A 12,118-nucleotide genomic window follows, 5' to 3' on the forward strand; every position below is an offset into this window, starting at 1 on the left:
TTTTCCACGCTCCCCTCAACCCGGCGGCCTGCCGGCCGATAGTGGGGGTATGAATACCCGTTCTCCGATCCGTTCCCTGGTTTGCGCTGCACTGCTGGTGGCACCCCTCGCCGTGCCGGCCACGGCCCGGGCGGGGAGCGACTACCTGGCGACCCCCCACCAATCCCGCTGGAATGCGGTCTCCGCGACCCATGGCTGCCATCTGGTCCACCGGATCCCGCGTTTCGCCACCGTGCTGGTCAGCCAGTCAGCGGAACAGCGGCTGGTGCTCAGTCTCTACTTGGAGCGCCCCCTGACCGAGTCCCGCACCGCTGAACTGGCCGTCCGCAACCCCGCCTGGCGGGATGACTACGAGGAGACCCTGGCCACGGTGGAACTGCAACCGGGGCGGCGGGCCATCACCTTGGGGCATTACGACACCCAGCACCTGTTGACCCGATTGGAGCAGGGCCGGCAGCCGGCGCTGACCCTGGTCGGCTGGTACTCCGAAGACCCGGTGCGCGTCGGCCTCTCCCCGGTGGCCTTCCGGAACGCCTATGAGGATTTCCTGGCCTGTACCGCGCACCGGGACGGGGACGCCGCCATGGCAACCGGAGACGCCGCGGGGCCCCTGCCGGACTGGGCCCGCCAGGGCCATGAGACCGCCGGCACCGGCGCCCCGGACGACGACACCGTGCCACTGCCTGCCGCACCAGGGGCCACCGTCTACTTCGGTTTCGATCACGCCGGCCTGACCCGCACCGCGAAGGACGCCCTGGCGCGGTTCGCCAACCAGGCCGGCGATGATCCGCACCTGCAGGTCATCGTGGCCGTGGGCCATACGGACAGCGCCGGCCCAGCCGATTACAATGAGCGCCTGGGTGCCCGCCGGGCGGAGGCGGTCCGAGCGGAGCTGATGCGCCGGGGGATAGCGGATGAGCGCATCCGGTTGCGCAGTCTGGGTGAGCGCCAGCCGGCCATGGCCGAGGACGATGGCTACGGCCGGGCCGCCAACCGACGGGTGGAGGTCAGAGCCGAGTACTGAATCTGCAAGGAGCCGCCATGCCGCGCATCCACATCGACTTGCCCGATACCTTCGTCTACTCGACCGAGATCTCGGTGCGGATCACCGACATCAACTACGGCGGTCACCTGGGTAACGACAGTCTGGTCTCGCTGCTGCATGAGGCACGGGCCCGGTTTCTCCAGCAGCACGGATTCAGCGAGCTGTCGGTAGGCGGCGCGGGGATCATCGTGGCGGATGCCGCCGTGGTCTACCAGGCGGAGGCCTTTTTTGGCGACCGCCTGCGGGTGGAGATCGGCGGGCAGGACTTCTCCCGGGTGGGCGGCGACCTGGTCTACCGGGTCAGCAACGTGGAGGGCGGCCGGGAGGTGGCCCGCGCCAAAACCGGCATCGTCTTCTTCGACTACGGAAAGCGCAAGGTCCGCGGGGCACCGCCCGAGTTCCGGGCGCTTTTCGAGGCCTGATCCGCCGCCGCCCGGGGGCAGTCAATCGGGCTTGGACTCGTCCGCCTTAACCGCCTGCCAGTGGGCCTCCAGGCGATCCAGCCCGACGCTAGCCGGGTCCTCGGTATCGTGTCCCAGGGCCTCCTCCAGGCTGCGAAACCGGCGCTCGAACTTATCACCGGCCTTCTGCACCGCCGTCTCCGGGTCCACCTTCAGGTGGCGGGCCAGGTTGACGGTCGCGAACAGCAGATCACCCAGTTCCTCCTCAAAGCGCTCGGGCCCCGCGCCCTGCGCCATCTCCTCTGCCAGTTCGTCGGCCTCCTCCCGCACTTTGGCCAACGGCCCGGCCGGGTCGTCCCAGTCAAAGCCCAAACGCGCGGCGCGCGACTGCAGCTTGCGGGCCCGTACCAGCCCGGGCAGGCCGGAGGTGATGCCGTCCATTACGCTCTGGTGCTCCGGCTCCCCCTTTTCGGCCCGCTCCTCGGCCTTGATCGCCTCCCAGGACCGGCGCACCGCCTCCGGATCGTCCGCCCGATCTTCCCCGAAGACGTGGGGGTGGCGGCGCACCAGCTTGTCGCTGATGCTGCGGGCCACATCCTCGAAGGTGAAAAAGCCCTCTTCCTCCGCCATGCGGGCGTGAAACACCACCTGCAGCAACAGGTCGCCCAGTTCATCCTGCAGATCGGCCATGTCCCCGCGGCGGATGGCCTCCGCCACTTCATAGGCCTCCTCCAGCGTGTAGGGGGCGATGGAGGCAAAGTCCTGGGCCAGATCCCAGGGACAGCCGCGCTCCGGATCGCGTAACGCGGCCATGATGGCCAGCAGACGGTTCATCGGTTCCAACGTGTTACCTCCCGTGAGGGTGGCGCGGGACTGCTGCGACATGGCCAAGGGACGCGCCCCCTTTCCGTGCTGCAGCATTGACAGGCTGCTGCGCCCCCCCTAGCTTCCAAGTAAAGAACAATTTACAGGTGACTCACGTGTCAGGCCGCCGCCAGGAGATCCGATAATGAATCAACGTATAGGCCCTGTCACCGCCCGTGGGCAGAAGACCCGCCAGGCACTGTTGGATGCCGCCTGCGAGGAGTTCGGCACCAAGGGATTCTACAACGCCTCCATCAGCAGCATCACCCGCCGGGCCGGGGTGGCCCAAGGCACCTTTTATCTCTATTACCGCTCCAAGGAAGAGATCCTCCGCGCCCTGGTCGAGCACATGAACCGCAGCATGCGCCGCACCCAGAGTGAGGCGGTGCAAGACGCCAGCGACCGAATCAGCGCGGAGATCCAGGGCTTCCGCCACTTCATGCGGTTTGCCCTGCGCCACCGTTCGCTCTACCGGGTGGTGATGGAGTCCCAGTTCGTCGACCCGCGCATCCACCGCGATTATTACCAGACGTTGGCCGAGCGTTATGCCAGGCACCTGGCGAAGGCCCAGGCCAACGGCGAGATTCGGGAGGGAGATCCGGGCACGCAGGCCTGGGCGCTCATCGGCATCGCCTACTTCATGGGATTGCGCTTTCCGGTCTGGGAGGAGCGCGAGCCACCCGATGAGGTCATGGACACCCTGGAGGATTTCATCACCGCCGCCCTGCGCCCCGACCCCGCGGCCCCCTCCGCGGAGGAGCGGCCGCCGGGGTGACAACGGCCCCTGAGCCGGCCCAGGCCGGGCCAGGCTCAGGGGGCGTCGCGCTTGAAGAGATGATAACGCGCCTCGTCATCCAGCTCCTCCGGGGCCCGGCGCCTGTCCTGCAGCACAGCCATGCCCCGTTGCACCGCCAGACGCCCATCCAGACGTGCCTTCCAGGCTGACAGGGCCGGGTAGTCCGCCACCGCCAGCCCCTGGGAGGCGTGGCTGCAGACCCAGGGGTAGATGGCGATATCCGCAACGCTGTACTCAGCACTCATCCAGTCGCGCCCGGCCAGGTGACGGTCCAGCACCCGGTAGAGCCGCTGCGCCTCCCGGGTATAGCGCTGCACCGCGTAGTCGATCCGCTCCGGGGCATACTGCCGGAAGTGGTGGGCCTGGCCCAGCATGGGGCCCAGGCTGCCCATCTGGAACATCAACCACTGCAGGGTCTCCCAACGTGCCCGTGGCGCGGCGGGGATCAGCGCCCCCGCCTTCTCGGCCAGGTAGAGGAGGATGGCGCCGGACTCGAACAGGCGCAGCGGCTCGCCGTCGGGGCCGTCGGGGTCCTCGATGGCGGGGATCTTATTGTTGGGGCTGACCTGGAGGAACGCCTTCTCGAACTGCGCCCCGGCGGTGATATCCACGGGGATCACGCGGTACGGCAGACCCAATTCCTCCAGGGCGATATGCACCTTCTGCCCGTTCGGGGTGGGCCAGGTATAGAGATCGATCATGGGGACACCTTTCGTCTTGTTTCGTCTTGCGCGGCAGCGACGGGCTCAGGGGGTTGCCGGGCGCTCCGCCCCGTCGTTCAGCCAGGGCCGATAGAGGGCCCGGAGCAGTGGCGCCGGGTCCGGGGCCCGGGGGTCGGCCGCGGCCGCTTCACTGAGCGCTTCCGCCGAGAGCCGGGCGTGGACCAACCCGAGGTTGTGGCGGGCACGATAGTGCCCCGGATCAGCCACCAGCGCCTGCCGGTAGGCGGCCGCCGCACCGGGCCAGTCCCCCCGGTTGACCCGATGATTACCCAGCCGATACCAGAACGGCGCCTCGTCGGCGGCCTCTGGAACGGCGCCCGCTGGTCCGTCCAGTGGTGCCGGCGCCGGGGCCATTGTCGTGCACCCGGCCAGCAACCAGCCCAGGGACAACAGGCAGAGCACGCTGCGCGCACGGCGCTGATGCTTTATCATCGGGATCCCCGCTATTTTTGCAGACCGCAACCAGAACACTATGCCTGAGACCAGCAGCCAGCACCCGAGACGCCGCAGCGTGCCCGTGCCCGTAGGCCCGGTCACCATTGGCGGCAACCACCCCATCGTGGTCCAGTCGATGACCAACACCGATACCGCCGATGACATCCGCACGGTGGTGCAGGTGGCCGAGCTGGCACGGGCGGGCTCGGAAATTGTCCGGCTCACCGTCAACAACGACGAAGCGGCGGCGGCGGTTCCGCACATCCGCGAGCGGCTGGATGCCATGGGCCTGGAGGTGCCCCTGGTCGGTGACTTCCACTTTAACGGCCACAAGCTGCTGGCGAAACACCCCGCCTGTGCCGAGGCATTGGCCAAGTTCCGCATCAACCCCGGCAATGTCGGCAAGGGCCGTCGCCGGGACCCGCAGTTTGCCGAGATGATCGAGTTCGCCTGTCGCTACGACAAGCCGGTACGCATCGGCGTCAACTGGGGCAGCCTGGACCAGGATCTGCTGGCCGCGATGATGGATGAGAATGCGGCTCTCCCCCGCCCGCTCCCACCGGAGCAGGTGATGAAGCAGGCGGTGATCGCCTCCGCACTGCAGAGCGCGGAGAAGGCCGAGGCCCTCGGCCTGCCACGGGAGCGGATCGTGCTCTCCTGCAAGATGTCCGGCGTCCAGGACTTGATCGAGGTCTACCGCGATCTCGCGGCCCGCTGCGACTACGCTCTGCACCTGGGCCTCACCGAGGCCGGTATGGGCTCCAAGGGCATTGTCGCCTCCACTGCCGCGCTGGCGGTCCTGCTGCAGGAGGGGATCGGCGACACCATCCGGGTCTCCCTCACCCCGGAGCCGGACCAGCCCCGCACCGACGAGGTGGTGGTTGCCCAGCAGATCCTGCAGACCATGGGCCTGCGCGCCTTCACCCCCATGGTCACCGCCTGCCCCGGCTGTGGCCGGACCACCAGCACCTACTTCCAGGCGCTGGCCCGCGACATCCAGGCTCACGTCCAGCGGCGTATGCCGGAGTGGCGTCGTACCTATCCGGGGGTCGAGAACCTGACCCTGGCGGTGATGGGTTGCGTGGTCAACGGTCCGGGCGAGAGCCGGAACGCCGATATCGGCATCAGCCTGCCCGGTACCGGAGAACGGCCCGTGGCCCCGGTCTACGTGGATGGCGAGAAAACAGTGACCCTGAAGGGCGAGCGTATCGCCGAAGAGTTCCAGGCCATCGTCGAAGACTATATCGAGGACCGCTTCGGGCAGCAGCGGGCCGGCGACCGCTGAACGCCGCCCCTACCACGGCAGAACGCCCGGGACCGGGCCGGTCGCCGGGCGTTCCCTGGCTGATGGCCCGCGCTGGTCCGGCATTGGGGCGCCGGGCCAGCGGGAAGGGCCGATCAGTAGCTGAAGAAGCGGGTGTCCCCCTCCATGAAGGCGCCCACATCGTCGGGGGTGGCCACGCCCACGCCGTCGATCAGGTCCTCTTCGGTGAAGTCGGTGTTGGGCAGGAAGATGGCACAGACGTCCACCTGGACACCGGCCTGCATCAGGCCCTGCATGATCTGCTGGGCGGTGGCGTCGGGACCGGCCAGGGTCGGGCCATCGAAAGCGTTGGTGCCCATCACGCCGCCGTCACAGCAGAGCAGGATGCGGACCTCGGTACCCTGCTCCACCAGCTGCCGGGTCAGGATCATGGTCATGGCCTGGGCCTGCGGGCGATCGGTGTTCACGGTCACCAGCACCCGGTCGGCCTTCTCGTCCCCGTGGGAGGCGGCCGGCAGCGCCAGTGGGGCCAGGGCCAGGGCGAAGGTGGCGGCAATCAACAGACGTTTGATGTGTTGCATGGCATGACTCCTTTGGAGTTGCAGCTGAAGAAAGTTCGAGACCCGGTCAACCTATCACGATTCGGGAATAAATCCGAAGCCCGGTTGTCTGCCGCCGGTCCTCAGTGCTCGGGCGCCACCGCCTTGAGCAGCTCCTCCAGCAGGAGCGGCCCGCGGTAGATGAACCCCGAGTAGATCTGAAGCAGGTCGGCGCCTGCCGCCATGCGGGCCTGGGCATCGGCACCGCTCATGATGCCGCCGACACCGATCAATGGCACCCGGTGACCGAGCCGCTGTCCCAGCTCCTCGAGCACCGCCTGGGCGCGCGGCCGCAAGGGGGCGCCGGAGAGCCCGCCCTGCTCCCGGGCCAGCGGGTCATCCTCCACCCCGTCGCGGGACAGGGTGGTATTGGTGGCCGCGACGCCGTCGATGCCGTAACGCAGCACCTGTTGGCAGAAGTGGGCCCGCTGGGCCTCATCCATATCCGGCGCGATCTTGACCACCAGGGGCACGTAACGGCCGTACTCCCGGGCCAGCACACCCCGCAGGTGAGTGAGTCGGCCCAGCAACGCTTCCAGCAACTCGCCCCCCTGCAGGTCGCGCAGCCCGGGGGTGTTTGGCGAGGAGACGTTCACCGCCACGTAATCGGCGTAGGGGTAGACCTTCTGTAAACAGCTCAGGTAGTCGTCGGTGGCCCGTTCGGTGGGCGTGTCCTTGTTCTTACCGATATTGACGCCCAAGACCCCCTGGTAGCGGGTCACCCGCAGGCGCTGGACCAGGGCGTCCACGCCCTGGTTGTTGAAGCCCATGCGGTTGATGATGGCCTCGTGGGCGGGCAGGCGAAAGAGCCGGGGCTCCGGGTTGCCGGGCTGCGGCCTGGGGGTCACCGTGCCCACCTCAATAAACCCAAAGCCCACGTGCCCCAGGGCCTCCAGGTGCTCACCGTTTTTGTCCAGCCCCGCGGCCAGACCCACCGGATTGGCGAACGTCAGGCCCATGACCCGGCGCGGCATGTCCGGCAGGCGGTGGCCGCACAGCAGACGCCCCAACCCCAGCCGGGCCAGCCGGTCCATCCAGGCCAGGGAAAACTCATGGCTGCGCTCGGCATCCATGCGCATCAACAGCGGTCGAATCAGTGAATACAAGGTCGATCCCCCCGATCGGCTCATGGGCCGGTGTGGTGACCGGCATCGCAAGGCGCAGATTGTAACGCGACCGGCCCGTGATGGGGCGGCCGGAGGCCCTGGTGTACGCCTCGACCCACCCACCGCGCTGCATTACACTCCAGAGCCTGTGCAATGGAACCGGTCGGATGAGGGCAGCGCATGCGTCGAGTGGTATTCAACCAGAAGGGCGGAGTCGGCAAGTCCACCATCACCTGCAACCTGGCGGCCATTGCGGCGGCCCGCGGGCAGAACACCCTGGTGGTGGACCTGGACCCGCAGGGCAACACCAGCCAGTACCTGCTGGGCGAGGACACGGAGGCCATGGAGGACACCCTGGCCGGGTTCTTCGACCAGATGCTCAGCTTCCGGCTCTACCCCCGCGACAGCACTGAATTTATCCATGAAACGCCCTATGAGAATCTGGCTGTCATGCCGGCCCATCGCGAGTTGGGTGAGCTGATGGGCAAGCTGGAGAGCCGCTACAAGATCTACAAGCTGCGCGAGGCGCTGGCCAAGCTGGGCGCGCATTACGACAGCATCTGGATCGATACCCCGCCGGCCCTCAACTTCTATACCCGGTCCGCGCTCATCGCCGCCGATCGCTGCCTCATCCCCTTCGACTGCGACGATTTCTCGCGCCGGGCGTTGTATGAGCTGCTGTTCAACGTCCGCGAGATCCAGGAGGATCACAATGCGGATCTCGATGTCGAAGGGATAATCGTCAACCAGTTCCAGGCCCGGGCCAGCCTACCGCGGCAGGTGGTCGACGAGCTGGTGGCCGAGGAGCTGCCAGTGCTGGACGCCTACCTGTCCGCATCGGTGAAGGTCCGGGAGTCCCACCAGCAGGCCCGACCGCTGGTCCATCTGGCCCCTCGGCACAAACTGACGGGGGAATTCGAAGCCCTCTTCGATCTGTTGCACCGGCCCGGCTGACGCCGGGCCGTAACCTCCGGAGACCGCGCCATAATGCTGCCCCGTCTGGTCCTGCGCACCACCCTGCCCCTGCTGCTGGCGGTCCCCGCCCTGCTCCATGCCGGTGACGACTTCCAGCGCTGCGTGGCCACCCTGGGCGATCAGGCCCGGGAGGCAGGGCTGTCCGAGTCGGCGATCGAGGCGGCCCTGGCGGACATCACCCCACTGGAGCGGGTGATCAGCAGCGACCGCCGCCAGCCGGAATTCGTGCAGACCTTCTGGACCTACCTGGACCAGCGGGTGACCGACCGACGGGTTGAGCGTGGGCGGGCATTGCTGGACGAGCACCAGGACCTGCTGTGGCGCATCCACGCGGATTACGGGGTCCGGCCCCAGTATCTGCTGGCCCTCTGGGGCATGGAGACCAATTTCGGCGGTTATTTCGGTGATGTGCCCGTCATCGACGCCCTCGCCACCCTGGCCTGCGACACCCGGCGCAGTGCGTTCTTCCGCACCCAGGTGGTGGAAGCAATCCGAATTATCGACGAAGGGCATATGGATCGCGACGGCATGGTGGGCTCCTGGGCCGGAGCCATGGGCCACACCCAGTTCATGCCCTCGACCTTCACCGCCTACGCGGTGGATTACGACGGCAGCGGGCGCATCGACCTGTGGAACAGCCTGCCGGACGCCTTTGCCTCCTCGGCCAATTACCTGCGGGCCCTGGGTTGGCGGGACGGCCACCGCTGGGGCCGGGAGGTGATCCTGCCGGAGGGCTTCGATTATGCCCTGGCGGCGCCGGAGGCACGGCGCAGCGTCGCCGCCTGGCGGGAATTGGGGGTGCAACGGACCGACGGCCGGCTTGTGCCCGACAGCGAGATCGAGGCGGAATTGCTGCTTCCCGGCGGGTACCGCGGCCCAGCCTTCCTGGTCTATGACAACTTCCGTAAGATCATGCGCTGGAACGCCTCCACCTCCTACGCCCTGGCGGTGGGCATTCTGGCCGACCGGATCGCCGGGACGGGGGACCTCAAGACCCGCCCCGCCGAGCCGCCGGAGGCGATGCGCATCGAGGCGGTGAAGCGGCTACAGGAGACGCTGAACGCCCTGGGCTATGAGGCGGGCCCGGTGGACGGCCAGCCTGGCCGGCAGACCCGGAAGGCGGTCCGCGCCTTCCAGCAGGATGCGGGGCTGCCTGCGGACGGTCACCCCTCACCCCGGGTGCTGCAAGCGGCCGAGGCGCGGACCGGCGATTAGCCCTCCACCCGGCTGAGCACAGCCTCCCAGCGGATGGCGCCATCGCCATCCACCTCGAAGGCGAAGATCGCAGCGCCGCGAATATGCCCGTCCTCGAACACGGCATAGACCCAATGATCGTTCAGGACCGCCATCTCCTCGGCCACGAAGTAATGGGTGCCGCCCAGTACCGGCTCCTCCGGGATCAAGTCCGGCCGCCCCTGGAGGTCGTCCAGCAGGCCCTGTTCCGGGTCATCACCAAGGCCCGCCTGCTCCAGCTGCCGGATACCGAAGGTGCTCAGGCCCAGGGCGCGGGGGCGGGCAGCGGGTGCAGGTGCCTCCGGCGCGGCCTCCCGTTCCGCCTGCATGCGGGCCAGTTCCTCCTCCGCCGCCTCGCGCTCGCCCACCTGCTGGAACAACAGCACCGTCAGCCACCCCACCAATACGATCAACATCAGCGCCACCAGGCGCCACATCAGCCGATCCCGGATATCCCGGTTATTCCTTGTCACGCGTCCTCCCTCCGTCACCGGCGGTCCCCGGCCAGCATCTCCCGCAGCGGCGCCTCGTCCAGCAGGCGCTCCAGCATCCGGGTGACCACTTCATTGATCATCTGTTCGTTCTCAGTCTGACTTGGCGAGTGCACCAGCCGTCGTTCCGAGCGGGCGCGGGCCTTGCCGGTGTACCGGTCCCCATCCCCCCGCTCCACGCGGGCCGACATCCGGCCCTCCAAGTGGATCCCCCGGGTGACCACCCCGGCCTGGCGTTCGTATTGCAACGCCTCCAGGGCGATGTGCAGGCGCCGGTCGGCGGGAACGCCGGCCGCCACCACCTCAAACCCGCGCCGCTCCAGCGCGCGGGTCACGCCGCGACGAATGCCCAGCGCCGGGTCCTCGTAGGGCTCGATGCGCGCCTCACCGCCGCGCTCGCCGTCGCGGAAGCCGATCACCGGGTCATCGCGCCGGTCCTCGACCGTCAGGGCGACGGTAATGCCCTGCCCTTCATCGCTCCGGGCCACGTCCGGCCGCGGCTCCAGCCGCACCGTTTGGGATCCCGGGGCGCAGCCGGCCACCAGCAGGGCCAGCATCAGAACTGCGATAACGGCTCGCGGTGCCATGGGTTGGGTCACTCCAGGTCGCTGTTGGCGGCACGGTCTATTGGAAGGAGACCTGCGGGACCTCTCGCTTGGCGGGGTCCTCGATCTCCAGCAGGGCCGCCGGACGGAAGTTGAAGGTGTTGGCAATCAGACTGTTGGGAAAGACCTCGCGCGCGGTGTTGTAGGCCATGACCGCGTCGTTGTAGGCCTGGCGTGCGAAGGCCACCCGGTTCTCGGTGGAGGTGAGCTCCTCGGAGAGCTGCATCATGTTCTGATTGGCCTTCAGATCCGGGTAGTTCTCCGCCACCGCGAACAGCCGGCCCAATGCGCCGCTGAGCCCGGACTCGGCCTGGGACAACTGTTGCATCCGCGACGGGTCGGTGGGGTCCCCTGCGGCGTTGCGCAGGCCCTGTTCCGCCTGGTTGCGCGCTTGCACCACGGCCTCCAGGGTGTCGCGCTCGTGGCTCATGTAGGCGCGCGCCGTCTCCACCAGATTCGGGATCAGATCGTGGCGTCGGGTGAGCTGGACGTCGATTTGGGCGAAGGCGTTCTTGAACCGGTTGCGCAGCTTGACCAGGCGGTTGTAGATCACCACCACGCCGGCCACCAGCAGCAACAGAACCACCAGAATAATGATCACTTCCATGCGTTATCCCCTTGTTGGCAACAGGCCTTGCAAGGCGGCCCGGAAGTCCATTGTAGCCTGATAACCCTGCTCGATGGCCTCTGCCCCCCGATCGAACTCCAGCAGGCCCAGGTGGCCGAGCCGGGGGCTGATGATCACGTCGGGGGGATCGCCGGCCATTCGGCTTCGGGTGATGCGGTCCTGCATGACGTTGATCGCGGAGGCGGCTACGTCCAGCATGCCCGGCCGTTCCGGATCCGGATCCTTCTGCGGCACCGCGCGCGCCGGCAGCCACTGCTTAAGCAGCGCCGTGGCCTTTTCGGCGACACCGTCAGGGAGGTACTTGATCCAACCGGAGGGCCCACGCTGGCGGGGTCCCTTGGAGGGCGTCCCGGTATGGAGACTGTCGCCGGTGTGACGGCCGTGGCGGCTCAGCAAGTCGCCGTTGAGGTTGACAGCGATAATGCGGTCGGCGCCCAGCGCCCGGCAAACGGAGACCGGCACCGGATTGACCAGGCCACCGTCGACCAGCCAGCGATCACCCATGAGCACCGGCGCCAGCAGGCCGGGTACGGCTGAAGAGGCGCGAAGGGCGGGGGCCACCGGCCCTTCCTGGAGCCAGACTTCGGTGCCGTTGTCCACCTCGGTGGCAAGCGCCGCAAAGGGGATGTCCAGGTCCTCGATGCGGGCCTCCTGCAACCAGTCGGCATAGAAGGCCTCGAGCTTGCGCCCCTCCACCAGCCCACTGCCAACGGTGATGTCCACCAGGCTCATGATCTCGCGCCGGCCGAGCTGCTGGACCCAGTCGTGGAAGGGGGCAAGGCGCCCCCCGGCATAGAAGGCCCCGACAATGGCGCCAATGGAGGTGCCGGCCACCACCTGCGGCCGGATCCCCAGCTCCTCCAGGGCGCGGATCACCCCGATATGCGCCCACCCCCGGGCCGCACCGCTGCCCAGGGCCAGGCCCACCGTGGGTTCATGCCGCCGCCCGCTCAC

15 protein-coding genes are annotated in these 12,118 nt (G+C 68.0%); 6 read left to right on the plus strand and 9 right to left on the minus strand.

What is annotated here, in order from left to right; translation table 11 throughout:
* Positions 1–49 precede the first annotated feature (49 nt).
* Positions 50–1,024, plus strand: a complete 975-nt coding sequence (locus tag MLG_RS15560; RefSeq protein WP_011629199.1) for a MotY family protein — start codon at positions 50–52, stop codon at positions 1,022–1,024.
* Between the two features lie 17 nt (positions 1,025–1,041).
* On the plus strand, positions 1,042–1,467 hold the full coding sequence (locus MLG_RS07430; RefSeq protein WP_011629200.1) for an acyl-CoA thioesterase: 426 nt from the start codon (positions 1,042–1,044) through the stop codon (positions 1,465–1,467).
* 21 nt (positions 1,468–1,488) lie between these two features.
* Here MLG_RS07430 and mazG read toward each other — a convergent pair whose 3' ends face one another.
* Positions 1,489–2,367 carry a nucleoside triphosphate pyrophosphohydrolase gene (gene mazG / locus MLG_RS07435; protein ID WP_011629201.1) on the minus strand — a complete coding sequence of 293 codons (879 nt, stop codon included), beginning with the start codon at positions 2,365–2,367 and terminating at the stop codon, positions 1,489–1,491.
* Positions 2,368–2,455: 88 nt separating this feature from the next.
* Here mazG and MLG_RS07440 point away from each other — a divergent pair, with 88 nt between their 5' ends.
* Positions 2,456–3,085, plus strand: a complete 630-nt coding sequence (locus MLG_RS07440; RefSeq protein WP_011629202.1) for a TetR/AcrR family transcriptional regulator — start codon at positions 2,456–2,458, stop codon at positions 3,083–3,085.
* Between the two features lie 35 nt (positions 3,086–3,120).
* On the opposite strand, the gene MLG_RS07445 is transcribed toward MLG_RS07440, so the two are convergent.
* Positions 3,121–3,807, minus strand: coding sequence for a glutathione S-transferase N-terminal domain-containing protein (locus MLG_RS07445; RefSeq protein ID WP_011629203.1), 687 nt, complete (start codon positions 3,805–3,807; stop codon positions 3,121–3,123).
* A gap of 45 nt (positions 3,808–3,852) precedes the next feature.
* Entirely contained in the window at positions 3,853–4,260 is a 408-nt protein-coding gene (locus MLG_RS07450; protein ID WP_011629204.1) for a TPR repeat-containing protein, read from the minus strand.
* Between the two features lie 40 nt (positions 4,261–4,300).
* On the opposite strand from MLG_RS07450, the gene ispG reads away from it, so the two are divergent.
* Positions 4,301–5,548, plus strand: coding sequence for a flavodoxin-dependent (E)-4-hydroxy-3-methylbut-2-enyl-diphosphate synthase (ispG, locus tag MLG_RS07455; RefSeq protein ID WP_011629205.1), 1,248 nt, complete (start codon positions 4,301–4,303; stop codon positions 5,546–5,548).
* 113 nt (positions 5,549–5,661) lie between these two features.
* Here ispG and MLG_RS07460 read toward each other — a convergent pair whose 3' ends face one another.
* Both MLG_RS07460 and MLG_RS07465 read right to left on the minus strand, forming a co-directional pair.
* The gene (locus MLG_RS07460; protein WP_011629206.1) at positions 5,662–6,108 is read right to left on the minus strand and encodes a hypothetical protein; all 447 of its coding nucleotides are present in this window, start codon (positions 6,106–6,108) and stop codon (positions 5,662–5,664) included.
* Positions 6,109–6,209: 101 nt separating this feature from the next.
* Complete coding sequence (locus MLG_RS07465) at positions 6,210–7,232, minus strand: quinone-dependent dihydroorotate dehydrogenase (protein WP_011629207.1); 1,023 nt, start codon at positions 7,230–7,232, stop codon at positions 6,210–6,212.
* Between the two features lie 180 nt (positions 7,233–7,412).
* Between MLG_RS07465 and MLG_RS07470 the strand changes: the two genes are divergently transcribed.
* Together MLG_RS07470 and MLG_RS07475 are read left to right on the plus strand one after the other, a co-directional pair.
* Positions 7,413–8,186: a ParA family protein gene (locus tag MLG_RS07470; RefSeq protein WP_011629208.1), complete on the plus strand. Its 774-nt coding sequence runs from the start codon at positions 7,413–7,415 to the stop codon at positions 8,184–8,186.
* 33 nt (positions 8,187–8,219) lie between these two features.
* A complete protein-coding gene (locus MLG_RS07475) occupies positions 8,220–9,422 on the plus strand; it encodes a lytic murein transglycosylase (RefSeq protein WP_011629209.1) in 1,203 nt (400 codons plus the stop codon).
* On the opposite strand, the gene MLG_RS14820 is transcribed toward MLG_RS07475, so the two are convergent.
* The 4 genes from MLG_RS14820 to MLG_RS07495 are packed head-to-tail and all read right to left on the minus strand — an operon-like array spanning position 9,419 to position 12,118.
* Positions 9,419–9,913: a hypothetical protein gene (locus MLG_RS14820; RefSeq protein WP_156774650.1), complete on the minus strand. Its 495-nt coding sequence runs from the start codon at positions 9,911–9,913 to the stop codon at positions 9,419–9,421. The two genes, MLG_RS07475 and MLG_RS14820, sit on opposite strands and share 4 nt — an antisense overlap.
* A gap of 14 nt (positions 9,914–9,927) precedes the next feature.
* Complete coding sequence (locus MLG_RS07485) at positions 9,928–10,518, minus strand: YajG family lipoprotein (protein WP_011629211.1); 591 nt, start codon at positions 10,516–10,518, stop codon at positions 9,928–9,930.
* A 37-nt stretch (positions 10,519–10,555) separates the two neighbouring features.
* Positions 10,556–11,143: a LemA family protein gene (locus MLG_RS07490; protein ID WP_011629212.1), complete on the minus strand. Its 588-nt coding sequence runs from the start codon at positions 11,141–11,143 to the stop codon at positions 10,556–10,558.
* A gap of 3 nt (positions 11,144–11,146) precedes the next feature.
* Entirely contained in the window at positions 11,147–12,118 is a 972-nt protein-coding gene (locus MLG_RS07495; RefSeq protein WP_011629213.1) for a patatin-like phospholipase family protein, read from the minus strand.

Source organism: Alkalilimnicola ehrlichii MLHE-1, assembly GCF_000014785.1.
Classification (GTDB): Bacteria; Pseudomonadota; Gammaproteobacteria; order Nitrococcales; family Halorhodospiraceae; genus Alkalilimnicola; species Alkalilimnicola ehrlichii.

Coding starts and splice junctions, on each gene's coding strand:
- MLG_RS15560 (WP_011629199.1), top strand. CDS start 50: ATGAATACCCGTTCTCCGATCCGTTCCCTGGTTTGCGCTGCACTGCTG.
- MLG_RS07430 (WP_011629200.1), top strand. CDS start 1,042: ATGCCGCGCATCCACATCGACTTGCCCGATACCTTCGTCTACTCGACC.
- mazG (WP_011629201.1), bottom strand. CDS start 2,367: ATGCTGCAGCACGGAAAGGGGGCGCGTCCCTTGGCCATGTCGCAGCAG.
- MLG_RS07440 (WP_011629202.1), top strand. CDS start 2,456: ATGAATCAACGTATAGGCCCTGTCACCGCCCGTGGGCAGAAGACCCGC.
- MLG_RS07445 (WP_011629203.1), bottom strand. CDS start 3,807: ATGATCGATCTCTATACCTGGCCCACCCCGAACGGGCAGAAGGTGCAT.
- MLG_RS07450 (WP_011629204.1), bottom strand. CDS start 4,260: ATGATAAAGCATCAGCGCCGTGCGCGCAGCGTGCTCTGCCTGTTGTCC.
- ispG (WP_011629205.1), top strand. CDS start 4,301: ATGCCTGAGACCAGCAGCCAGCACCCGAGACGCCGCAGCGTGCCCGTG.
- MLG_RS07460 (WP_011629206.1), bottom strand. CDS start 6,108: ATGCAACACATCAAACGTCTGTTGATTGCCGCCACCTTCGCCCTGGCC.
- MLG_RS07470 (WP_011629208.1), top strand. CDS start 7,413: ATGCGTCGAGTGGTATTCAACCAGAAGGGCGGAGTCGGCAAGTCCACC.
- MLG_RS07475 (WP_011629209.1), top strand. CDS start 8,220: ATGCTGCCCCGTCTGGTCCTGCGCACCACCCTGCCCCTGCTGCTGGCG.
- MLG_RS07485 (WP_011629211.1), bottom strand. CDS start 10,518: ATGGCACCGCGAGCCGTTATCGCAGTTCTGATGCTGGCCCTGCTGGTG.
- MLG_RS07490 (WP_011629212.1), bottom strand. CDS start 11,143: ATGGAAGTGATCATTATTCTGGTGGTTCTGTTGCTGCTGGTGGCCGGC.